We start from the raw sequence: 21,881 nt of genomic DNA on the forward strand, positions 1-21,881 counted from the left end.
AGGGTGAGCCTGCTGGACCGGCTGGAAGCCGGCTTCGACCGGGCGGTGGCCGCCGGCCGTCGCCGCTCCCGCGTGTTCGATCACGTCTGGCGGGCGCAGGAACGCTACTTCGACCTCGACGCCGCCCGTCTCGCCGCCGCCACCGCCTATTACGGCTTCTTCGCCGTCTTCGCCATGGTGGTCGTGGCGTTCTTCATCCTGGGCCGGGTCCTCGGCGGCAACGAGGCCGTCGTCGAGCGGGTCCAGAGCTACCTGGCGGTCAACCTGCCGCAGCTGCACTCCGACCAGATCTTCGCCGGCAGCCAGCAGATCGGGCTCATCGCCCTGGTCGGCCTGGTCATCGCCGGGGTCGGCTGGGTGGAGAACCTGCGCTCCTCCCAGCGCGCGCTGTGGCACCTGCAGGAGCACCCGGGCAACCCGGTGGTGCGCTGGCTGGTGGACCTCGCCGTGCTGGTGGCGCTGGGCCTGCTGCTGATCGTGTCGATCGGCATCTTCGCCGGTGTCCAGGAGCTGCTGTACTGGCTGGCCGGCGACCTCGAGCAGGACCCGGTCCGGGTGGCGCTGCGGGGCACGTCGACGCTGCTGTCCGGCATCGTGGACCTGGTCCTGGGCATGGCGCTGCTGGCCGGGGTGCCGCGCCTGCGGATGTCGCTGCGGCGGCTGCTGCCCTCCGCGCTGCTCTTCGCGGTCGGGCTCGGCCTGCTCAAGTCGCTCGGCAAGCTCTACATCACCCGGACCGAGGACAACCCGGCCTACCAGCTGGTCGCGGGCACGATCGGGCTGCTGCTGTACATGTACCTGCTGCACCAGCTGCTGCTGTTCGCCGCCGCGCTCGCGGCCACTGACACGCACGGCCGGACCAAGGACCTGGCCGGCGGCAAGCCGCGCAGCGACGTGCAGGCCGCCGTGCGCGCCGCCGAGCTGGTCGAGAAGGCCGCGGAGACCACCCAGCAGGTCGCGGCCGAGGTGCGCGCCGAGCATCCGGGCGGTGCCGCGCACGCCGGCAAGGCGGACCCCGGCGCGATGGCGGTGGCCGCGGACATGGCGGGCAGGATGGCCCCGTCCGGCGGTTCGGCGACACCGGAGCCGCGCGAACCGTCATGATGGGCGCCGTGGGTGCACTTGTGACTTTGGACCTGCCGGCCGACGCGCCGGCGCTGACCCTGCCGTGGATCATCACCTTCGGCCCGTTGAACGAGGACGAGGAGTGGGAGCCCGTCGTGTGCGGGCCCTACGAGCGGGCGCACGCGCTCGCCCTCGCCGAGGCCGTGGTGGCCGACGAGGACCTGATGGCGGTGGTCGAGCCGCTCCAGCCGTACGTCACCGCCGACCAGATCCTCGGTGAGATCGCCGCCTCCCGCCTGGCGGCCGAGAACGAGGACCTGGAGACGGCGGCGCTCGACGAGGAGCTCGCCGGCTACGGCGATCACGATCATCACGGCCATGACCACGACCACGACGACCCGGACCACACGCACGAGGCACCGTCGATCGAGGAGATCCGGGCCGGCTTCGCCCGGATCGCGGCGAAGCTGACCGCATAGTTCAGTCCTGCACGGTCCACCAGGCGGTTGTGTCCGGTGGCAGTTCGCCGGCCATCTCGCTGCTGCTCAGCAGCGGGCTGGCCGGCCCCTCGATCCGCACCGGCGCGGCGGTCAGGTTCGCCGCGACGCGGGTGGTCTCGGTCTCGAACAGCAGCACGCCGTCGGGCGCGTCCAGCCAGCGCAGCGTGCTGGCCGGCCGGCGCAGCCGCAGCGCCTCCCGGTAGAGCCGCAGCGTCGAGTGCGGGTCGTCGCGCTGCGCCTCGACCGTCAGCTCGGCCCAGTCCGCCGGCTGCGGCAGCCAGGAGCCGCCGGGCCCGAAGCCGAACGGTGGCGCCCCGCCCGACCAGGGCAGCGGCACGCGGCAGCCGTCCCGGCCGAGTTCGGTGCCGCCGGAGCGGATCCACTGCGGGTCGACCCGCACCTCGTCCGGCAGGTCCAGGACCTCCGGCAGGCCGAGCTCCTCGCCCTGGTACAGGTAGGCGCTGCCGGGCAGGCCGAGCATCAGCAGGACCGCGGCCCGGGCCCGCCGGACGCTGCCGAAGCGGGTCACGTGCCGGCGCCGGTCGTGGTTGGACAGGACCCAGGTCGGTGGTGCGCCGACCGCCACCGCGGCGGCGAGGGAGGCGTCGATGATCCGGCGCAGGACCGCCGGGTCCCAGGGTGCCTCCAGGAAGTCGAAGTTGAACGCCTGGTGCAGCTCGCCCACCGACACGTAGCGGGCCACCCGGTCCGGTGCGGTGTCGAACACCTCGGCGACGGCCATCCGGTCACCGGGGTAGGAGTCGAGGATCTTGCGCCAGCTGCGGTGGATCTCGTGTACGTCCTCGTGGTCGAAGAGCGTCACGCCGGCCAGGTCCTTGATCATGCCGTGGGCGACGTCGACCCGGAAGCCGTCGACGCCGCGGTCCAGCCAGAAGCGCAGGATGTCGTCGAACTCCGCCCGGACCTCCGGGTTGTGCCAGTTCAGGTCCGGTTGTTCGGGGGCGAACAGGTGCAGGTACCACTGCCCGTCGGCGACCTGCGTCCAGGCGGGGCCGCCGAACAGCGACCGCCACCCGTTCGGCTCGTCCCGGAAGATGTACCGGTCGCGCCGGCCCTGCACGAACCACGGGTGCAGCGACGACGTGTGGTTGGGCACGATGTCGACGATCACCCGCAGCCCGAGCCGGTGCGCCTCGGCCAGCAGTGCGTCGAAGTCGGCGAGGGTGCCGAAGACGGGGTCGACGTCGCGGTAGTCGCTGACGTCGTAGCCGCCGTCGACCATAGGGGAGCGGTAGAACGGCGAGAGCCACAGCGCGTCGACCCCGAGGTCGGCGAGGTGGCCGAGCCGGGCGGTGATGCCGGGCAGGTCGCCGACGCCGTCACCGTCGGCGTCGGCGAAGCTGCGCGGATAGACCTGATAGATGACCGCGTGCCGCCACCACTCCACCAGGTCACGCTAACGGGCCGCGGCCTGCCCGGAGGGCGTTCAGGAACCACCCCCACCGGTGCATCGTGGTCGGGACCGGAGGCCACCCGTTGATCACGGCCATGAGCTGCCAGTACCGCTCGGCGCGCGGGTCGACGGCGAGGGTGAGCTGGTCGATGAGCGCCTCGCGCTCGCCCTCGGCGACGCCCCACCGGTGCAGGACGGCGGCGACCACCGGCGCCGCTTCCGGGCTTCCGGGCGCCAGGCCGTCGTCCATGTGCGTGGCGATGTGGCCGGTGAACCACGATATTTCTGACATGTCGGTCGGGGCCAGGCGGCGCTCGTCCGGTGCGAAGCTCCGCTTGCTCATCTCCCGCAGGCGTGCCCGGAAGTCCTGCTCGCGCAGCATCTCGGCGAGCTCGATCCACGCGTCGACCTGCGCGTCGGTGGGGTCGTCGGGCAGGTCGGGGGAGACGCCGCGCATGCGCGCGGTGAACTCCGCGGCCTCGGGCGACTCGGCGATGCCGGCGAAGATGTTGTCGAAGAACTCGTCCACGATCCGGCGGCGCTCATCCGTGCTCGCCTGGGCGATCCGGGTCATCCGGTCCAGCTCCGCGGGGGTCGGGTCGCCCTGCGCCGAGTGCCTGGACACCGCGCGCAGCGCCGCCCGGCGCAGCCGCAGCACCCGGATCTGCACGCCGATCGCCTCGGCGTGCGCGGCGGCGACGGCACCGAGGTCCTCGCCGCGGTCCAGGATCCGCTTGATGGTCGCGATGTCCAGCCCGAGCTCCCGCAGCGTGCGCACGAACTCGAGCCTGACCAGCGAGTCGCGGTCGTAGCGGCGGTAGTTGGCGTGGGAGCGCTCGGCCTCCGGGACCAGTCCGACGTCGGAGTAGTACCGGATGGTCTTGACGGGCAGGCCGGACAGCCGGGACAGCTCGCCGATGTTCATGTCGCCATCGTGGACCCTCCAGTAGGGGGAGAGTCAACGAGGCGTTACCTTGCGCGGGTGGAACCTTTGCGGCTCATCCTCCTCTATGCCCACCTCATCGGGTTCGCACTGCTGCTGGGTGGTTCGATCACCCAGTACCTGACCGGCACGCTGCGCATCAACACGGCGATGCTGTGGGGTGCGACCGTCCAGGTGGTGACCGGCCTCGCGCTGTCCGCACCGTTGCGCGACGGCCACGAGCCGCCGACCGCCAAGCTCGCCGTCAAGGCGGTCATCGGGCTGGCGATCTTCGCCATGGCGTTTTTCTCGCGCAAGCGCGAGCAGGTCAACCGCGGGCATTTCCTGGCTTTGATGGGGCTAACGCTCGTTAACGCCGCCGTTGCCGTCTTTTGGAAGTAAACCGGGCGTTACAAGATCGATCTCAGTAGGCTGGAGGGACGGTCGGCACGTCACGGCCCTATAACGCACTCCTCCCAACCCGGCAGCAAACAGCGGAACTGCCGGTCTGAGGGCGTACGCTCCCGCCGTTGGGATTCACCGCGTTGGGGCGGTGCTTTGGTGAAGGGAGACCGTCTTGCGCCGAGTGCGTGGGATGAAGGTTCTCGCGGCCGCCGCGGTGGCGATTGTCGCGTTGGGCAGCATGGCCGCTTGCGGCGATGACAAGGGCGACGAGCCGGGCAGCACGAGCAGCGGCAGCACGAAGAAGAACGTCAAGGTCGGCCTTGCGTTCGACATCGGCGGCCGCGGCGACAAGTCGTTCAACGACTCCGCCGCAGCCGGCCTCGACCGGGTCAAGACCGACCTCAACCTTGAGGTCAAAGACCTGGCCGCGGTCGCCGGCGAGACCGAGAACGACAAGTACTCGCGGCTGAAGCTGCTCTGCACGACGGGCTACAACCCGGTCATCGCGGTCGGCTTCGTCTACGACGGCGCCGACTCCAAGAACGGCCCGCTGGCCAAGGCCGCCAAGGACTGCCCGAACACCAAGTTCGCCATCGTCGACGGCGGCACCGCCGCCGACAACGTGGCCGACCTCGTGTTCGCCGAGGAGCAGGGCTCCTTCCTGGTCGGTGCGGCCGCGGCGCTGAAGACGAAGACCGGCACGGTCGGCTTCATCGGCGGCTGCCAGGTCGACCTGATCAAGAAGTTCGAGGTGGGCTTCGCCGCCGGCGCCAAGGCCGCCAAGGCCGACGTCAAGGTGCTGACCAACTACCTGTCGACTCCGGCCGAGGCCTGCAAGGGCTTCAACGACCCCGCGGGTGGCAAGACCGCGGCGACCGGTATGTATGACCAGAAGGCCGACATCATCTACGCGGCCGCCGGCGGCTCCGGCACCGGCGTGTTCGAGGCCGCCAAGGCCAAGAACGCCCTGGCCATCGGCGTCGACTCCGACCAGTACAACACCGTGACCGACGCCTCGCTGAAGACGGTCATCATGACGTCGATGCTCAAGCGGGTCGACAATGCGGTGTTCAACTTCGTCAAGGACTTCGCCGACGAGAAGTTCAAGGCCGGTCCGACCGTCTTCGACCTCAAGTCGGACGGCGTGGGCTACGCCACCTCCGGTGGCCAGGTCGACGACATCAAGACCAAGCTCGACGAGTTCAAGGCCGACATCGTCTCCGGCAAGACCACGGTGCCGACCAAGTAATCGATAGCTGGACGTGAGGCGGGGGACTGTGATCCGGTCCCCCGCCATCACTTGTTGAAGGAGCCTCTCGTGACCGCGGACCCACCCGCCGTCGAGCTGAAGGGGATCACCAAGCGGTTCCCCGGCGTCGTGGCGAACTCCGACGTCAACCTCACCGTCCGTAAAGGCACGATCCACGCGATCGTGGGTGAGAACGGTGCCGGCAAGTCGACCCTCATGAAGATCCTCTACGGGATGCAGCCGCCGGACGAGGGCGAGATCCTCATCGAGGGCAAGCCGGTGAAGTTCTCCTCGCCCCAGGGCGCGATCGAGGTCGGCATCGGCATGGTGCACCAGCACTTCATGCTGGCCGACAACTTCACGGTAACGGAGAACGTGGTCCTCGGCGCGGAGAAGCTGCACGGCATCGGCGCCCAGGCGAAGAACGCGATCACCGAGATCTCCGAGCGGTACGGGCTGGGCGTGGAGCCCGACGCGCTGGTCGAGGACCTCGGCGTCGGCGACCGCCAGCGGGTCGAGATCCTCAAGGTGCTCTACCGGGGCGCCCGCATCCTCATCCTCGACGAGCCGACCGCGGTGCTGGTCCCGCAGGAGGTCGACGAGCTGTTCGGCAACCTGCGCGAGCTCATCCGCGAGGGCCTCACCGTGCTGTTCATCTCGCACAAGCTGGACGAGGTCCGCGGCGTCGCCGACGACATCACCGTCATCCGGCGCGGCACGACCGTCGCGTCCGTCAAGCCCGACCAGGTCACCGCCCGCCAGTTGGCGACCCTCATGGTCGGCAGTGAACTGCCCAGCCCCGAGGCCCGCGAGTCGACCGTCACCGACGTGCCGGTCCTGGTCGTCGAGGGGCTCACGGTCCGCGGCCCCGACGGGCGGCCGATCGTGGACGCCGCCACGTTCACCATCCACAAAGGCGAGGTCGTCGGCATCGCCGGCGTCGAGGGCAACGGCCAGGCCGAGCTCGCCGAAGCGATCATGGGCATGCGCGCCTCCACCGGCACCGTCGTGCTCGACGGCGTCGAGATCGCCGGGTGGGACACCCGTCGGCGGCGCGAGGCCGGCGTCGGCTACATCCCGGAGGACCGGCACCGGCAGGGCCTGCTGCTCGACGCGCCGCTCTGGGAGAACCGCATCCTCGGCCACCAGACCGAGCCGCCCAACGCCAGCGGCTTCCTGATCAACGTCGGCGGCGCCCGCCGCGACACCACCCGGATCGTCGCCGAATACGACGTGCGCACGCCGAGCATCGACGTCGCCGCGGTCGCGCTGTCCGGCGGCAACCAGCAGAAACTCATCGTCGGCCGGGAGATGAGCCACCAGCCGAAGGTGCTCATCGCCGCCCACCCGACCCGCGGGGTCGACGTCGGCGCCCAGGCCGCGATCTGGGACCACATCCGAAACGCCCGGATCGCCGGCATGGGCGTGCTGCTCATCTCGGCCGACCTGGACGAGCTGATCGGCCTGTCCGACGCGCTGAAGGTGATCTACGGTGGCCGCCTGGTGGCCGACGCCGACCCGTCGACCGTCACCCCCGAGCAGCTCGGCGTCGCCATGACCGGCGCCACAGGTGAGGAGACCCCTTCATGACCGCTCCGGAGCGCAGCGGAGGTGCCGGTATGGCCGCCGCTGCCGGCATCCGGCGCATCGACGTCGCGAAGCTGCTCCCGCAGCTGATCGCCCCGGTCGCCGCGCTGGTCATCGCCGCCGCGATCTCCTCGGTCGCGTTGCTGATCAGCGACAAGGACCCCCTGCTGGCCTTCCAGCACATGTACGAGTTCGGCACCATGCCCGACTCGCAGGTGGAGATCCTCAACAAGGCCAGCGAGTACTACATCGCCGCCGTCGCGGTGGCGATCGGCTTCAAGATGGGCCTGTTCAACATCGGCGTCGAAGGACAGTCGAAGGTCGCCGCGTTCTTCGCCGGGACCCTCGCCAGCGCGTCCTTCATGACGTGGATGCCCGGCAGCCTGCGGATCGTGCTCATCATCGTGGTCGCCATGATCGTCGGCGCGCTGTGGGCCTCCATCGCGGCGCTGCTCAAGACCCAGCGGGGCGTCAGCGAGGTCATCTCCACGCTGATGCTCAACGCGATCGGCGGCCTGGTGGTGACCTGGCTGCTCAACGACCACTGGGGCGTGACGGAGCCCGGCGCCCAGATCAAGACCACCGGCATCCTGCCGGAGGACTCCTGGATGCCCGGGCTGCCGATCATCGCCGGCACCGATCAGGAGGTCCTCGGCTTCCTGGCCGTCGCCGTGGTCCTCGGCGCCGCCTACTGGTTCACCATCAACCGCACCCGCTTCGGCTTCGACCTTCGGGCCACCGGCTACAACCCCTTCGCGGCGGTCGCCAGCGGCGTCAACGCCAAGCGCATGGTGATCACCGCGATGCTCATCTCCGGCGCCGTGGCCGGCCTGGTCAACCTCCCCCGGATGCTGGGGGAGAGCCACACCTACACGGAGGGCTTCGGCGGCATCGGGTTCACCGGCCTCGCCGTGGCACTGCTCGGCCGCAACCACCCCGTCGGCATGGCGCTCGGCGCGATCCTCTGGGGCTTCCTGGCCCGCTCCCAGCTCATCCTCGACCTGGACGGGATCCCCAAGGAGATCGTCCTGATCATGCAGGGCGTCGCGGTGCTCTCGGTCGTCATCGCGTACGAGCTCGCGGCCCGCATCGGCCGGCGGGCGCAGCAACGGCGGGTCGGCGTGGCCACCGCCACGGCGGCGCCGGCACCCGCGGTAGTGGAGGAGTCGAAGTGAGCACCGACACGATGCTCTCGGCGGCGGCGGCGCAGCCCGCGGCCAAGCCCCGGGGCCGGCGCATGTCCACCGGCACGATCCTGCTGATCGTCGCCGGCGCGCTGATCGGGCTGTCCCTGGTCCATCAGCTCGCCAGCGCCCCCGACGTCACCTCGCAGGGTGCCATCCAGGCCGCGCTCCAGGCGGCGGTCCCCCTCGGGCTCGCCGGTCTCGGCGGCCTCTGGGCGGAGCGCGCCGGCGTGGTCAACATCGGTCTCGAGGGCCAGATGATCCTCGGCACCTGGTTCGGTGCGTGGGGCAGCCTGGAGTTCGGGCCGTGGATCGGGCTGCTCGTCGGCATCCTCGGTGGCGCCCTCGGCGGGCTCGTCCACGCCGCCGCCACGGTCACGTTCGGCGTCGACCACATCATCTCCGGCGTCGCGATGACCATCCTGGCGCCCGGCCTGGTGCGCTACCTGTCCTACATCACCTGGGGCAGCGCCGGCGCGACCCAGTCGCCGACCGTCGTCGACCAGGTGCCCCGGCTCTCGGTGCCCGGCATCAACAGTCTCAAGGGCCTCGAGGCACACGAATGGTTCCTGGTGAGCGACGTCGCCGGGGTGCTGCGCGGCCTGCTCTACGAGGTGTCCGTCGTGACGATCCTCGCGGTGCTGCTCATCCCGCTCACCTGGTGGCTGCTCTGGAGGACCGCCTTCGGCCTGCGCGTCCGGTCGGTCGGCGAGGACCCCCGGGCGGCGGAGAGCCTCGGCCTCAACGTCTACCGCTACAAGTACTACGGCGTGGTCATCTCCGGCGCGATGGCCGGACTCGGTGGCGTCTACCTGTCCACGGTCACCTCGGCGATCTACCGCGAGGGGCAGACCGGCGGTCGCGGGTACATCGGCCTCGCCGCGATGATCTTCGGCAACTGGCGGCCGGGCGGCCTTGCCGTCGGCGCCTCCCTGTTCGGCTACACCGACGCGCTGCAACTGCGGCGCGGCAGCGAGTCCGTGCACGCCCTGCTCATCCTGGTGGGTGCGCTGCTGCTGGCCCTCGCCGTGTGGGAGTTCATCAGGCGCAACAGGGTCGTGGCGATCTCTTCCGCCGTCCTCGGCGTCCTGTCCTACGTATTGTTCTTCTCTGTGGACAAGATCCCGACGGCACTGGTGCAGGCGGCGCCTTACATCACGGTGCTGGTGGTGCTGGCGCTCGCGGCGCAACGGCTCAGGCCGCCCGCCGCGGACGGCAAGCCGTACCGGCGTGGAGGCTGAGCGTGGCGGACGTTGACTGGGTGGCGCTGCGCCGGGCGGCCGTCACCGTGATGGCGCGCGCCTACGCGCCGTATTCCAAGTTTCCGGTCGGCGCGGCCGCGCTCGTCGACGACGGCAGGATGGTCGTCGGCTGCAACGTCGAGAACGCCTCCTACGGCCTCGGCCTGTGCGCCGAGTGCGGCCTGGTCTCCAACCTCCAGGTCACCGGCGGCGGCCGGCTGGTCGCCCTCGCGTGCGTCGACGGCGACGGGCAGCCGCTCATGCCGTGCGGCAGGTGCCGGCAGCTGCTGTGGGAGCACGGCGGACCGGACTGTCTCATCGACCACCCGGACGGCCCGCTGCCGATGTCGGCGCTGCTGCCCCACGCGTTCGACGACACCGACCTGGGCCGGATCACGCCGTCGATCGACCCGGCGCCGACCGTGCCGGCGGCGCTGGCCTTGAAGGTCGGCAGCGGGACGGTGTTCGTGCATCCCGACGTCGCCGACGGCAGGCAGGTCTGGACCGCCTACTGGGAACGCTCGTCCGGTGCCGCCGACGGCGAGCCGGCGGGCATCCTGGAGGAGGGCCCGACCTGGGCCACCGCCGACGAAGGGGTCACCTGGGGCCGGATCCGCACCCCACGCGTGATTGTGGTGGACGCGCAGGGCATGTCCAGGTGGGCCGGGGACACCCCCCGACCGGCGGGCATCGAGCAGGACTGGAGCACGGCATGAGCTTTGCCGCGGTCGACATCATCCGGGCCAAGCGTGACAAGGGCGTCCTGAGCGACGCGCAGATCGACTGGGTCGTCGACGCGTACACCAAGGGCGTCGTCGCCGACGAGCAGATGTCGGCCCTCGCGATGGCGATCCTGCTCAACGGCATGACCGCCGGTGAGATCGCCCGCTGGACCGCGGCCATGATCGCCTCAGGGGAGCGGCTGGACCTGTCCGGCGTCGGCCGCCCGACCGTCGACAAGCACTCCACCGGCGGTGTCGGCGACAAGATCACGCTGCCGCTGACCCCCCTGGTCGCCGCCTGCGGCGCGGCGGTGCCGCAGCTGTCCGGCCGCGGCCTGGGCCACACCGGCGGGACCTTGGACAAGCTCGAGGCGGTCGCCGGCTTCGGCACCAAGCTGTCGAACGAGGCGTTCGTCGAGCAGCTGCGCACCGTCGGCGCCGCGATCTGCGCCGCCGGCGAGGGTCTCGCGCCCGCCGACCGCAAGCTGTACGCGTTGCGCGACGTCACCGGCACCGTCGAGGCGATCCCGCTGATCGCCAGCTCGATCATGAGCAAGAAGATCGCCGAGGGCACCGGCGCGCTGGTCCTCGACGTGAAGTTCGGCTCCGGGGCTTTCATGCGCCAAGTCGCCGACGCTCGCGAGCTGGCCCGCACCATGGTCGAGCTGGGCAAGGCCCACGGCGTGACCACGGTCGCCCTGCTCACCGACATGGAGGTCCCGCTCGGACGGACCGTCGGGCACTCCCTGGAGGTCGAGGAGTCCCTGGAGGTCCTTGCCGGCGGCGGGCCGCAGGACGTGGTCGCGCTGACCCTGGCCCTGGCCCGGGAGATGCTCGACGCGGCCGGCCTCGGCGACGTCGACCCCCTCGCCGCGATCACCGACGGGCGGGCCATGGACTCGTGGCGGGCTCTCGTGCGCGCCCAGGGCGGCGATCCCGACGCGCCGCTGCCGATCGCGAGGGAGATCGAGACGATCACCGCCGGCCGCGACGGCTTCGTGGCCACCATGGACGCCTATGCGGTCGGCGTGGCCGCCTGGCGCCTCGGCGCGGGCCGCGCCCGCAAGGAGGACCCGGTCAGCGCCTCGGCCGGCATCATCCTGCACCGCAAGCCCGGCGAGGCGGTCCGGGCCGGCGACGTGATCATGGAGTTGCGCGCCGAGGACGCCGGCAAACTGCCCGCGGCGCTGTCCGTGGCCCGCGACGCGGTCACGCTGTCGGACACGCCACCACCTTCCCGACCGCTGATTCTCGACAGGATCTCCTGATGCCCGAACTGATCAAGGCCCCGACACAGATCCCCGTCCCCGGCGGCAAGGTCATCGACGAGTACGTCGGCCGCGTCAACTCCGGCGAGTCGGCGGTGTCGATCGCCCGGATGCTGGCACCCGGCGGCTGGACCGAGCCGTTCCAGACCCCCGAGTTCGACGAGTTCACGATCGTGCTGCGCGGCACCGTCCGGGTCGAGCACGACAGCGGCCACTTCGACGTCGAAGCAGGTCAGGCCGTCGTCACCCGCGCGGGGGAACGTGTCCGCTACACCACCCCGACCCCGGAGGGCGCCGAGTACGTGGCGGTGTGTCTGCCCGCCTTCGGACCGGACCTGGCCCGTAGAGACACTGCCTGATCCGGCCGCTACAGTGCCCGGGTGACCGTGACGTCGCCGGATCCGCAGCGGGTGCGGGAGGCGAGCCTCGAAGAGCTGCACCGCCTGCGGCTCCCTCTGCCACCGCCCAACTTCCCGCTCGCCTGGGAGCCGGGCGACCTGGTGGAGCTGCGCTCCGGCGAGGAGATCGAGGCCCGCGCCGCGATCCTCAACGTGGTGCTCGCCCGCGCCTTCGGCATGCCGCCGCAGCTGGCCACCGAGTGGCTGCAGGAGGCGCGGCTGGAGGAGCGGCTGACCCGCCCCGAGTGGCAGTTCGTCGCCGAGAGCGAGGGCGACGAGCGTTCCTTCGCGCTGCACCTGGAGGCGCTCTTCGCGCTGTCCTGGCTGCTCGGCATCGCCATGGACCTCGATCCGCTGCGGCCCTCCGCCGACGGGCTCATGGAGCGCCTGCCCAACCTGCCGCAGGGGGAGACCTTCGGGGCCTGGCGGCAGCGCACCCTGGCCGCGCCCCGCGGTGCGGGTGCCGCCGCCGCCCAGCTCGACCTCTACTACTGCCTCGACTGGTCCTACCTGGAGGCGGAGCGCCGGCGGCTGCCGCTGCCGGGGCAGATCGACTCCAACACCATCGGCCAGCGACGCTGGGCCCTGGAGTGGGCGGTCATCTTCACCGGCCCCTATCACGGTGATCCGCCCGGCTGGGAAGACGTCGACCTGTCAACCTGACGTCCAGGTGCTCAACTGCACCTCCAGCGTGGCCGTGATCGGCTCCGGCATGCCCGCCAGGGTGGCGGCGACCTTCGCCGGGTCGGTGTGCCACGCGCTCGGGCCCATCCCGACGAGCGCCGCCGCGGCGGACCGGTCGAGGGTCAGCTCCGCGCGCAGCGGGACGGCGTCGCGGGGGGTGAGCCACGGCCGCAGGCCCGCCGCGAGGCGTTCCGGCTTCGCCGGGTCGACGCCGACCATGCCCAGCGCCGCCACCAGCTCGGCGAGGTGACCCGGCGCGGGGGTCACCACCACCAGGACGCCGCCGGGGCGCAGCACCCGGGCGAACTCGGGCCCCGAGCGGGGCGCGAAGATGTCGAGGATCACGTCGGCGGCCGCGTCGCGGACCGGCAGGCCCTGCCACACGTCGGCGCGCACCGCGCCGACCCTGGGGTCGACCCGCGCCGCGCGGCGCAGCGCCGGCTTCGACACGTCGACGGCCAGACCCACCCGGTCCGGACCGAGGGCGCGGGACAGGTACCGGCCGGTTCCGGCGCCCACTTCGACGATCAGCCCCGCTCCCGGTACACCTGCCGCCGCCGCTGCCACAGCGTCGGACACGATGTCGAAGTGCCCGGCGTCCAGCAATGACTCCCGGGCCGCGACCATGTCGGCGCTGTCGCCGGCGTGCACCGTCCGGCCGGCGGTCAGGTCCACGTAGCCCTGCCGGGCGACGTCGAACGAGTGGCCCGCGGCGCAGCGCAGCGCCCGGTCGGCGGCTTCGAGCGCGCCGCCGCAGACCGGACACCGCAGATGTGTGATGACGGAAGCGTGCACGCTACTAGTGTCGTTCCATGGTTGCTCCTACCTACGACGAGATCCGTCGCGCCCCGAAGGCCCTCCTCCACGACCACCTCGACGGGGGCCTGCGCCCCGCCACGATCCTTGACCTCGCCGCCGGCATCGGCCACGAGCTGCCCGCCGCGACCCCCGAAGGTCTCGGGGAGTGGTTCGTCGCCGCCGCCGACTCCGGCTCGCTGGAGCGGTATCTGGAGACGTTCGCGCACACGGTCGCAGTGATGCAGACCCGGGAGTCCCTCGTCAGGGTCGCCCGGGAGTGCGCACTGGACCTCGCCACCGACGGCGTGGTCTACGCCGAGGTGCGGTTCGCCCCCGAGCAGCACCTCGCCCAGGGCCTCGTGCTGACGGAGGTGGTGGAGGCGGTCCTGGACGGCTTCCGCGAGGGCTCCGCCGAGGCGGCCGCGGCCGGCAGCCCGATCCGGGTCGGCACGCTGCTGACCGCGATGCGGCACGCGGCCCGCTCGATGGAGATCGCCGAGCTGTCGGTGCAGTACCGCGACGCCGGCGTGGTCGGCTTCGACATCGCCGGCGCGGAGGCGGGCTACCCGCCCACCCGGCACCTGGACGCCTTTGAATACCTCCAGCGCGAGAACTCGCATTTCACCATCCATGCGGGCGAGGCGTTCGGCCTGCCGTCGATCTGGCAGGCGATCCAGTGGTGCGGCGCCGACCGGCTCGGACACGGTGTGCGCATCGTCGACGACGTCGCGGCGGACAATTCCCTCGGTCGGCTCGCCGCGTATGTCCGGGACAAGCGCATCCCCTTGGAGCTCTGCCCGTCGTCCAACGTCCAGACCGGCGCCGCCGCCTCGATCCGGGAGCACCCGATCGGGCTGCTGCGTGACCTGCGCTTCCGGGTCACGGTCAACACGGACAACCGGTTGATGAGCGGGACCTCGATGAGCCGCGAGATGGCACTGCTGGTCGAGGCCTTCGGCTACGGCTGGTCCGAAATGCAGTGGTTCACGGTCAATGCAATGAAAAGTGCTTTCATTCCGTTTGATGAGCGCCTGTCGTTGATCAATGACGTGATCAAGCCGGCGTACGCGAAGTTGATGTCGTAATTTTGTCCTGATTTGTCAGCCGGTATCATCTGCGTGCATCGGGTAAATCGCCCAGCGTAACGGGATGATCGGTTGAAGCACCCGCCAAACGGACTTATTTCCTGACTCGGAACATAACGGCTAGCGGGAGGCCTGGGCTTTCTTCTTGCGACGGGACATGGTGGAATCTCGGAGGTCTGGCCCAGTAGGGTCGGCCGGTCGCGGGTGCCTGCTGTTTCACAAGGCCCCGGTTCGGAGGGCGGTGAAGTGAGCAAACGGCCAACGACGCGGGAGCCGGTCTCGTCGCGTCTGCGTCTCCCGGTGGGCCGGCTCCGAGACCTGCCGATCTGGTCGAAGCTCGGCCTGATCATGATCGTCCCGATCATCGCGACGATCGTGGTCGGCACCAACGGCCTCGTCAACAACATCGGTCAGGCCAACGACGCCGACCGGGCCCGCACCCTTTCGGGGCTGTCGGCCCAGGCCTCTGCGCTCGTGCACGAACTGCAGAGCGAGCGCGCCAACGCGGCGCTGCTCCTCGGTGTGCTCGACCTGCCGTCCAACGTCGAGGCCAAGGCCACCTTCGAGCGGCAGATCCAGAAGACCGAGGACGCCAGCAAGGACTACCGGCTCACCCGGTCCGGCCTTGCCGACCCGCCGGAGGACTTCCGCAAGCAGCTCGCCTCGATCGACACGCAGCTGCTCGACCTGCCGGGCATGCGCAAACAGATCAGTGACGGCGGCAAGGAGATTCTCGCCAGCACCGTCGTGAGCCGGTATCGCACGCTCATCGACGACCTGCTGAGCATCCGCGACTCCGCCGCCGAGCTGTCCAACAACCCGGCGCTGGGCGCTGACATGCGCGCCGCCGCGGCGATCTCCGAGATGAAGGAACAGGTCTCCCTGGAGCGGGTCGTCGTGCTCCGGGTCCTGACGACCAAGGCCTTCACCCCGCAGCTGCGCAAGGAGTTCGACTCCGCGCTCAACGGGCAGGAGCAGGCCGAGGAGCAGTTCCGGGTCGTCTCCGAGCCGTGGCACCGCGACCTCTTCGACAAGAAGATCGCCGGTTCCGACCTGCGTGAGGCGGCCAAGTTCGAGGGCAAGCTCACCCCGCTCACCACCGAGACCCTGCCGCCGCCGACGGAGCTCTTCGGCACCGCCGACTGGGACAACGCGATGGTCAACAAGGCCAACCTGTTGCGCGGCATCGAGATCGAGTTCGACGAGCACAACATCGAGGACGCCACCGCGCACCGCAACGACCTGCAGCGCCAGGTGCTCGTCACCGCCGGCGCCCTGCTGGGCATGCTGCTGCTGGCCATCCTCTTCGCCTGGATCGTGGCCCGGTCGATGGCCCGCTCGCTGCGGGAGCTGCGCCACGGCGCGCTGACCGTCGCGCAGTACGGGCTGCCCCAGGCCGTCCAGAGGCTGCGTGACCCGGCGCTCGCCGGTCAGATGTCGCCGCACCAGCTGGCGCTGCAGATCGCGGAGCCACTACCGGTCCGAAGTCGCGACGAGTTCGGTCAGGTGGCCGAGGCGTTCAACGCCGTCCACCTCGAAGCCGTCCGCACCGCGGCCGAGCAGGCCGCCCTGCGGGCCAGCGTCGCGACGATGTTCGTCAACCTCGCCCGCCGCTCCCAGATCCTGGTCGACCGGCTCATCGGTCACCTGGACCGCCTGGAGCGCGGCGAGGAGGACCCGGACCGGCTGGCCGAGCTCTTCCAGCTCGACCACCTCGCCACCCGGATGCGCCGTAACGACGAGAACCTCCTGGTCCTCGCCGGCGCCGACTCGACCCGCATCCAGCGCGAGCCCGCACCGCTCATGGACGTGCTCCGCGCCGCGCAGTCCGAGGTCGAGCACTACACGCGCATCGAGTTCGGCATGATCGACCGGGACATCGAGATCGCGGCCCACGCGGTCAACGACATGGTCCACCTGGTCGCCGAGCTGCTCGACAACGCGACCGCCTTCTCCCCGCCGGACTCCGCGGTCATCGTGGAGGCCCGCCGCGTCGGCGACCGCTCCGTCCTCCTCGTCGAGGACCACGGCATCGGCGTCTCGCCGGAGCAGCTCAACGAGCTCAACGAGCGCCTCGCCAATCCTCCGATGGTCGACGTCGCCGTCTCCCGGATGATGGGCCTGGTCGTGGTCGCCCGGCTGGCCGCCCGGCACGGCGTCAAGGTCGAGCTGCGGGCCGCGCGGGAGCGTGGCACCATCGCCGACATGACGCTGCCCGCCGGGGTCCTCGTGCCGAGGGCACTGTCCGGCCGCGCCAACGCCGGCATGCCGACCGCGGGCATGCCCGCCGTCGGCCCGAATGACATGGTCCAGGCCCGGCCGATCCCGTCGACGCCCGCGCCGCGGTCCCCGCTTGCCTCGCCGCTGGCGCTGGAGAGCGGTCCGGCCCCGGTCGGCGGCGGCAACGGCGGTGGCCCGCGCTTCGGCACGCTCACCAGCAGCGGCCTCTTCGGCTCCGGTCCGCACACCGGCGAGCGGCCGACGGTCAACGGCGGCTTCGCCAACGGCGCCCCGCCGCGGCGGGAGACGCCGCCGGTGTCCAACGGGCAACCTCCGTACGGTGGGCCCAGCGCCTTCCACGACGGCGGCGGCTTCGGTCAAGGGCCTTCCGGCCCCGCGCCGCGCGACGGCTTCGCCGGTGGTCGCGGCCCCGGCCCGCGGGAGACCGGTCCCGGACCGCGCGACGGTGGCTTCGGTGGCCGCCCGCCGCTCGGCGGCGGACCCGGACCCGGACCGGCTCGCAGCCTGCCCGCGTGGTCCGACCTGACCGGTGTCGACGGCGACCAGGGTCGCCAGTCGCCCGGCGACCTCAACCCGCTGCCGCAGCGCCGCGCCAACGAAAACTGGGACGTCGACGGCGAGGCCGACGACGAGGTCAGCGGCCAGATCCCACGGCAGCGCCCCGAGGTCCCCGGACCGCGCGGCTATGACGCTCCCGCGGCGTACGCCGCCGGTGGGCCGCCACCGGCCTCGGCGGCACCGCCCGCCTGGCCGCCGGCGCCCACGGCGCCCGCGCCCGGCGCGCCGCAGCCCGACCGGTATGCGGCCGCGGCGGCCCAGCAGGCGGACGCCTACGCGCCGCCGCAGCCCGAGGCATACCCGCCGGTCGACATGACCGCGGAGATTCCGCGGGTGCGGCTCGACTGGGACCCCTCGGTCTCCGAGAGCGACGCCGGCGACTCCCGCCAGCGCTTCGTCGACGAGACGATGGAGCTGCCGATCTTCCGCGAGCTGGAGTCGGCCTGGTTCCAGACCACCAGCAAGCGCCCGACCTTCGACGACGAGCCCGTCGCCGCCGCACCGGCCCCCGCGGCGGCGCCGCCGGCGCCGGCACCGGCGGCCAACGGCGGCTCGGCGACGCGGCCGGTTGAAGTGACCTACAGCGACACGGCATACGTGCCGCCGCAGCGATTTGAAACCCGGGTTCCGGGTGAAGCTTCGCGAGGTTCGGCCGACCGGGCATCCGGCGGTCCGGCGGTAAACTGGCAGACTGCGGCAGACGAAGGATGGCAAGCGGCCGCCGCACTTGCCGAGGAACAGGAATTTGCGACGACCGACACGGGTTTGCCAAAACGCGTGCCGCAAGCGCAACTGGTCCCCGGCGGGGTGGAGAAGAACCCTGCCACGGTGCACCGGCGCACACCGGAGTCCGTGCGTGGTCTGTTGTCCGCGTATCACCGAGGCGTTCAGCGCGGCCGCACCCGGTCCGACGACTCGAAAACCCCGGAGCCCACTTCGGCCGGGCCTCAAAACTCGCAGGTTGGCAAGGAGCAAGAGGCATGACATCTACGCAGGATCTCGGTTGGCTGCTCGCCAACTTCGCGGACCGAGTGCCGGGGGTTGCGCACGCGGTAGCCGTCTCGGCAGACGGTCTGCTGTTGGCTGCCTCTCGTGACCTGCCGCGCGACCGAGGCGACCAGCTCGCCGCGATCGCCTCCGGTTTGGTGAGCCTCACACAGGGCGCCTCCCGCTGTTTCGAGGGCGGCGCGGTGCTGCAGACCGTCGTCGAAATGGACAACGGCTTCCTGTTCCTCATGTCGATCTCCGACGGTTCCTCGTTCGCGGTCCTTGCGGCCCGCGCCTGCGACGTCGGTCAGGTCGGATACGAAATGGCGCTGCTGGTCGACCGGGTCGGTGACGCTTTGACACCGCCACCCCGGCCGACGGCATCGATGCTCGGCTGAAACTGAACTAGGTGCTTTACGCGTTAGCTCATGACGACATAGCTGTTGACGCATTAGCTGTTGACGAGGCCCGACGAGTGAGGAGGTGAACGGCGACCATGGCCGAGCGTGATGAACCAACTGGCGCGTTGGTCAGGCCGTACGCCGTCACCCGAGGTCGCACCCGGCCAAAGCTGGATATTGCGATCGAGGCGCTGGTCGAGACCACTGTTCGTGGTCGAGCGGCCAACTCTCGGCCGGGCGGCGCTCACGGACAAGAACAGCAATACATTTCAACGCTTTGCGACGGTCGCTTGCAGTCTCTCGCTGAGATCGCGGCGCGCATGCAGCTACCGCTGGGTGTGGCGCGGGTCATCGTTGCGGACATGGCTGCCGACGGACTCGTCGCGGTGTACGAGCCGACCTCGCTCGACGAAAACGAGTCGGTGGGCACAGAACTGCTTGAGAGGGTGCTGAGTGGACTTCGGAGGCTCTGACGTGGCAGTCCGCCCAGGGCGGGTCACGTCAGCGAAGATCGTCATCGCCGGAGGGTTCGGCGTGGGCAAGACCACACTGGTCGGCTCGGTCTCGGAGATCACGCCGCTGACCACCGAGGCCATCATGACGTCCGCCGGCGTCGGTGTGGATGACACCCGCAATGTCCCCGGTAAGACGACGACCACGGTCGCGATGGACTTCGGTCGTATCTCGATCGACCGTGACCTGATCCTGTACCTGTTCGGCACGCCGGGCCAGACCCGTTTCTGGTTCATGTGGGACGAACTGGTCCGCGGCGCCATCGGCGCTGTCGTCATGGTGGACACCCGGCGTCTCGCCGACTGTTTCGCCGCGATCGACTTCTTCGAGCATCGGCGGCTGCCCTACCTCGTGGCCATCAACTGCTTCGACGGCGTGCAGTATCACAACGCTGACGACGTCCGTGAGGCGCTCGCGATCTCCAGCGAGGTCCCGGTCGTCTCCTGCGACGCCCGCACCCGCGAGTCGACGAAGAACGTGCTCATCTCGCTGGTCGAGTACGTGCTCTCGATGCGCCGCACCCGGGCGACCGCCCCCGCGTAACACCCCCGCACCACCCACCCCTCTCTCGCACGTCCACGCGCGCACCGCGTCCGCCCCCTCAGCACGGCGGACCCGGTGCGCGCGCCTGTCTGTGCGCCCGGGCGCGGGAGATCACCCGCCGGGATGGCGAGCGGACCGTCTGGTTGGCTCTGAGAGCCCGGCGACCGCGCGGGCCACCCTCATTCATGGAAATGCGCGGTGCTGGCGTCCACCGTGCTCCTGAGGCCGGTGACGACCCCTATGCGCTGCGACGAGCCGGCGCCTCCTACGCCGTGATGGCCGACCCGGAGGGAAGCGAGTGCCGCTTGGGCTGAGCGACGGGGAACGTCACCCCGGTGAGGTCTTCGGAGACGGCCCACAGCCGCTGCTGGACGGCCACCTCGTAGGACTCCGCGCTCGAGGTGACCAGCCGGGGGTGGCCCTTGATCTCGTTGCGTCCGCCGGGGCCGTAGTACTGGCCGCCGAGCGTGGCGGGGTCGGTGGCGGCGCGCAGGGTGGGCAGCGCGCCCATCGCCGGCGTCTGGGTGATCAGCGGCGCGAGCCAGGTGAGCGGAAGCCGGAGGGCCGCGGGGGTGTTGCGGGCGAGCTCGGTGCTGGACAGGCCGGGGTGTGCGGCCACCGCAACGGTGGTGCCGTGCGTGGCGAGCCGGCGCTGCAGCTCGTAGGTGAACATCAGATTGGCCAGCTTGGACTGGCCATAGGCGCCGACCCGGCTGTATGAGCGCTCCCACTGCAGGTCGTCGAAGTGGATCGCGGCCCGGATGCGGTGGCCGGTGCTGCTGACCGTCACCACGCGTGAGCCGGGCACCGGCAGCATCAGGTCCAGCAGCAGCCCGGTGAGCGCGAACTGGCCGAGGTGGTTGGTGCCGAACTGCATCTCGAAGCCGTCCCGGGTGCTCTGCCTCGGGGTGTACATCACGCCGGCGTTGTTGATCAGCAGGTCGATCCGGTCGAGCCGGGACCGCAGCGCCGCCGCCGCGGCCCGGACGGAGTCGAGCGAGGTCAGGTCCAGCGCCTGCACGGTCACGTCGCCGGTCATGCGGGCCGCGGCCTGCTCGCCCTTCTCGACGTTGCGCACGGCGAGCACCACGGACGCGCCGCGCTCGGCGAGTGCCTTGGCGGTCTCGTAGCCCAGTCCGGTGTTGGCTCCGGTCACCACGGCCACCCGCCCGCGCTGGTCCGGGATGTTCGCCGTCGTCCACTTCTCGCTCATGTCAGGCTCCCAACTCACTAACGTACCGAAGGTATCTTGTGTCGCCAACGTTAAAGTACTATCGGTACGTTGTCAACGTACCGCAGGTACGTAAGTTAGGCTGGTGATCGTGACGTTCCAGCGGGCGCGAACCGAAGAGCAGCGGGAGGTCCGCCGGCGGGCGATCCTCGACATGGCGTCGGCGATGCTCGACGAGATGCCGGTGGCCGCGGTCACCCTCAACGAGCTCAGCCGCCGGGTGGGCCTGGCGAAGCCGAACGTGCTGCGCTACTTCGAGTCCCGCGAGGCGGTGCTGCTGGAACTGCTGGATCTTTTCCTGCGGGACTGGCTGGCGGAACTGGCCGGCGAGCTCGCCGCTGGCATCGACGAAGATCTCCCCATGGCCGAGCGGGCGGCGGCGGTGGCCGAGATCCTCAGCCGCTCACTCTCCAGCCGGGTGGTGCTGTGCGACCTCTTCGGCGCGCAGGGCAGCGTCCTGGAGCACAACGTCTCCGTCGAGGTCGTAGCACGCTACAAGCGCGCCTCCCTGCAACGCCTGACGACCATGACCGCCCTGATCCAGCGGTACCTGCCGGAGCTGGGCGAGGACGCAACACTGTTCAGCCTGCAGACCATGGTCATGGCCGGCGCGCTGTCGGCGTACAGCACACCGCCACCCAGCCTGCAGGCCGCTTACCAGGCCGAGCCCGACCTGGCCCGCTTCCACCTGGAGCTGAAGGACGCCTTGAAGCTGGCCCTGACCGCGACCCTGCTGGGCGTGCTACCCCGCCGCTGAGCTGCGCCGGCCGGACGGCGGCGAGCAGGACAGCAGTGAGGGGGGGCCCCACCCCGGGGGGGGCCCCCCGGGTTTGGGGGGTGTTGGGGGGGGGGCGGCGGGCGGGGGGGGGTTGGGAAAAGCGGGCC

The 21,881-nt window shown here is 70.8% G+C and carries 21 protein-coding genes; 17 read left to right on the forward strand and 4 right to left on the reverse strand.

What is annotated here, in order from left to right:
* Positions 1–3: 3 nt before the first annotated feature.
* Positions 4–1,104: a YhjD/YihY/BrkB family envelope integrity protein gene (locus tag AB0K00_RS50985; RefSeq protein WP_363537985.1), complete on the forward strand. Its 1,101-nt coding sequence runs from the start codon at positions 4–6 to the stop codon at positions 1,102–1,104.
* Positions 1,105–1,112: 8 nt separating this feature from the next.
* Positions 1,113–1,544, forward strand: coding sequence for a hypothetical protein (locus tag AB0K00_RS50990; RefSeq protein ID WP_363537987.1), 432 nt, complete (start codon positions 1,113–1,115; stop codon positions 1,542–1,544).
* Between the two features lies 1 nt (position 1,545).
* Here the strand turns inward: AB0K00_RS50990 and AB0K00_RS50995 are convergent, their stop codons facing one another.
* Both AB0K00_RS50995 and AB0K00_RS51000 read right to left on the reverse strand, forming a co-directional pair.
* Positions 1,546–2,976: an alpha-amylase family glycosyl hydrolase gene (locus tag AB0K00_RS50995; RefSeq protein WP_363538023.1), complete on the reverse strand. Its 1,431-nt coding sequence runs from the start codon at positions 2,974–2,976 to the stop codon at positions 1,546–1,548.
* 1 nt (position 2,977) lies between these two features.
* Positions 2,978–3,904, reverse strand: coding sequence for a MerR family transcriptional regulator (locus AB0K00_RS51000; protein WP_363537989.1), 927 nt, complete (start codon positions 3,902–3,904; stop codon positions 2,978–2,980).
* Between the two features lie 57 nt (positions 3,905–3,961).
* Here AB0K00_RS51000 and AB0K00_RS51005 point away from each other — a divergent pair, with 57 nt between their 5' ends.
* The 9 genes from AB0K00_RS51005 to AB0K00_RS51045 all read left to right on the forward strand — a co-directional run bounded on the left by AB0K00_RS51005 (position 3,962) and on the right by AB0K00_RS51045 (position 12,618).
* Complete coding sequence (locus tag AB0K00_RS51005; RefSeq protein ID WP_363537991.1) at positions 3,962–4,303, forward strand: hypothetical protein; 342 nt, start codon at positions 3,962–3,964, stop codon at positions 4,301–4,303.
* Between the two features lie 193 nt (positions 4,304–4,496).
* A complete protein-coding gene (locus AB0K00_RS51010) occupies positions 4,497–5,555 on the forward strand; it encodes a BMP family ABC transporter substrate-binding protein (RefSeq protein ID WP_363537992.1) in 1,059 nt (352 codons plus the stop codon).
* A gap of 69 nt (positions 5,556–5,624) precedes the next feature.
* A complete protein-coding gene (locus AB0K00_RS51015; RefSeq protein WP_363537994.1) occupies positions 5,625–7,145 on the forward strand; it encodes an ABC transporter ATP-binding protein in 1,521 nt (506 codons plus the stop codon).
* Complete coding sequence (locus AB0K00_RS51020) at positions 7,142–8,317, forward strand: ABC transporter permease (protein WP_363537996.1); 1,176 nt, start codon at positions 7,142–7,144, stop codon at positions 8,315–8,317. The genes AB0K00_RS51015 and AB0K00_RS51020 overlap by 4 nt, the downstream gene beginning before the upstream one ends.
* Positions 8,314–9,567, forward strand: a complete 1,254-nt coding sequence (locus AB0K00_RS51025; RefSeq protein WP_363537997.1) for an ABC transporter permease — start codon at positions 8,314–8,316, stop codon at positions 9,565–9,567. Before AB0K00_RS51020 ends, AB0K00_RS51025 begins: the two co-directional genes overlap by 4 nt.
* Positions 9,568–9,569: 2 nt before the next feature.
* Positions 9,570–10,283, forward strand: a complete 714-nt coding sequence (locus AB0K00_RS51030; RefSeq protein ID WP_363537999.1) for a cytidine deaminase — start codon at positions 9,570–9,572, stop codon at positions 10,281–10,283.
* Positions 10,280–11,557 (forward strand): thymidine phosphorylase, encoded by a 1,278-nt coding sequence (locus AB0K00_RS51035; RefSeq protein ID WP_363538001.1) that lies wholly within the window; start codon positions 10,280–10,282, stop codon positions 11,555–11,557. Before AB0K00_RS51030 ends, AB0K00_RS51035 begins: the two co-directional genes overlap by 4 nt.
* Positions 11,557–11,916: a cupin domain-containing protein gene (locus AB0K00_RS51040; RefSeq protein WP_363538003.1), complete on the forward strand. Its 360-nt coding sequence runs from the start codon at positions 11,557–11,559 to the stop codon at positions 11,914–11,916. Before AB0K00_RS51035 ends, AB0K00_RS51040 begins: the two co-directional genes overlap by 1 nt.
* 21 nt (positions 11,917–11,937) lie before the next feature.
* Positions 11,938–12,618 carry a DUF4272 domain-containing protein gene (locus tag AB0K00_RS51045; RefSeq protein WP_363538005.1) on the forward strand — a complete coding sequence of 227 codons (681 nt, stop codon included), beginning with the start codon at positions 11,938–11,940 and terminating at the stop codon, positions 12,616–12,618.
* On the opposite strand, the gene AB0K00_RS51050 is transcribed toward AB0K00_RS51045, so the two are convergent.
* Positions 12,610–13,434, reverse strand: a complete 825-nt coding sequence (locus AB0K00_RS51050; RefSeq protein WP_363538007.1) for a putative RNA methyltransferase — start codon at positions 13,432–13,434, stop codon at positions 12,610–12,612. The two genes, AB0K00_RS51045 and AB0K00_RS51050, sit on opposite strands and share 9 nt — an antisense overlap.
* 17 nt (positions 13,435–13,451) lie before the next feature.
* On the opposite strand from AB0K00_RS51050, the gene AB0K00_RS51055 reads away from it, so the two are divergent.
* From AB0K00_RS51055 to AB0K00_RS51075, 5 genes are all read left to right on the forward strand, one after another.
* On the forward strand, positions 13,452–14,522 hold the full coding sequence (locus tag AB0K00_RS51055; protein ID WP_363538009.1) for an adenosine deaminase: 1,071 nt from the start codon (positions 13,452–13,454) through the stop codon (positions 14,520–14,522).
* Positions 14,523–14,822: 300 nt separating this feature from the next.
* Positions 14,823–18,305 (forward strand): sensor histidine kinase, encoded by a 3,483-nt coding sequence (locus tag AB0K00_RS51060; protein WP_363538011.1) that lies wholly within the window; start codon positions 14,823–14,825, stop codon positions 18,303–18,305.
* Positions 18,302–18,706, forward strand: a complete 405-nt coding sequence (locus AB0K00_RS51065) for a roadblock/LC7 domain-containing protein (protein WP_033358336.1) — start codon at positions 18,302–18,304, stop codon at positions 18,704–18,706. The genes AB0K00_RS51060 and AB0K00_RS51065 overlap by 4 nt, the downstream gene beginning before the upstream one ends.
* Before the next feature lie 98 nt (positions 18,707–18,804).
* On the forward strand, positions 18,805–19,182 hold the full coding sequence (locus tag AB0K00_RS51070) for a DUF742 domain-containing protein (protein ID WP_033358337.1): 378 nt from the start codon (positions 18,805–18,807) through the stop codon (positions 19,180–19,182).
* Positions 19,163–19,765 carry an ATP/GTP-binding protein gene (locus AB0K00_RS51075; RefSeq protein ID WP_363538013.1) on the forward strand — a complete coding sequence of 201 codons (603 nt, stop codon included), beginning with the start codon at positions 19,163–19,165 and terminating at the stop codon, positions 19,763–19,765. Before AB0K00_RS51070 ends, AB0K00_RS51075 begins: the two co-directional genes overlap by 20 nt.
* Positions 19,766–20,030: 265 nt before the next feature.
* Here AB0K00_RS51075 and AB0K00_RS51080 read toward each other — a convergent pair whose 3' ends face one another.
* Positions 20,031–20,978 carry an SDR family NAD(P)-dependent oxidoreductase gene (locus tag AB0K00_RS51080; protein WP_363538015.1) on the reverse strand — a complete coding sequence of 316 codons (948 nt, stop codon included), beginning with the start codon at positions 20,976–20,978 and terminating at the stop codon, positions 20,031–20,033.
* A gap of 109 nt (positions 20,979–21,087) precedes the next feature.
* On the opposite strand from AB0K00_RS51080, the gene AB0K00_RS51085 reads away from it, so the two are divergent.
* Complete coding sequence (locus AB0K00_RS51085; RefSeq protein ID WP_363538017.1) at positions 21,088–21,753, forward strand: TetR family transcriptional regulator; 666 nt, start codon at positions 21,088–21,090, stop codon at positions 21,751–21,753.
* Positions 21,754–21,881: the final 128 nt, after the last annotated feature.

This window comes from Dactylosporangium sp. NPDC049525 (assembly GCF_040676755.1).
In the GTDB taxonomy this organism is placed as follows: domain Bacteria; phylum Actinomycetota; class Actinomycetes; order Mycobacteriales; family Micromonosporaceae; genus Dactylosporangium.

Excerpts from the sequence above, each read along its gene's own strand:
- AB0K00_RS51080 (WP_363538015.1), bottom strand. The coding sequence starts at position 20,978 with ATGAGCGAGAAGTGGACGACGGCGAACATCCCGGACCAGCGCGGGCGG.
- AB0K00_RS51000 (WP_363537989.1), bottom strand. The coding sequence starts at position 3,904 with ATGAACATCGGCGAGCTGTCCCGGCTGTCCGGCCTGCCCGTCAAGACC.
- AB0K00_RS51035 (WP_363538001.1), top strand. The coding sequence starts at position 10,280 with ATGAGCTTTGCCGCGGTCGACATCATCCGGGCCAAGCGTGACAAGGGC.
- AB0K00_RS51010 (WP_363537992.1), top strand. The coding sequence starts at position 4,497 with ATGAAGGTTCTCGCGGCCGCCGCGGTGGCGATTGTCGCGTTGGGCAGC.
- AB0K00_RS51055 (WP_363538009.1), top strand. The coding sequence starts at position 13,452 with ATGGTTGCTCCTACCTACGACGAGATCCGTCGCGCCCCGAAGGCCCTC.
- AB0K00_RS51070 (WP_033358337.1), top strand. The coding sequence starts at position 18,805 with ATGGCCGAGCGTGATGAACCAACTGGCGCGTTGGTCAGGCCGTACGCC.
- AB0K00_RS51065 (WP_033358336.1), top strand. The coding sequence starts at position 18,302 with ATGACATCTACGCAGGATCTCGGTTGGCTGCTCGCCAACTTCGCGGAC.
- AB0K00_RS51020 (WP_363537996.1), top strand. The coding sequence starts at position 7,142 with ATGACCGCTCCGGAGCGCAGCGGAGGTGCCGGTATGGCCGCCGCTGCC.
- AB0K00_RS51040 (WP_363538003.1), top strand. The coding sequence starts at position 11,557 with ATGCCCGAACTGATCAAGGCCCCGACACAGATCCCCGTCCCCGGCGGC.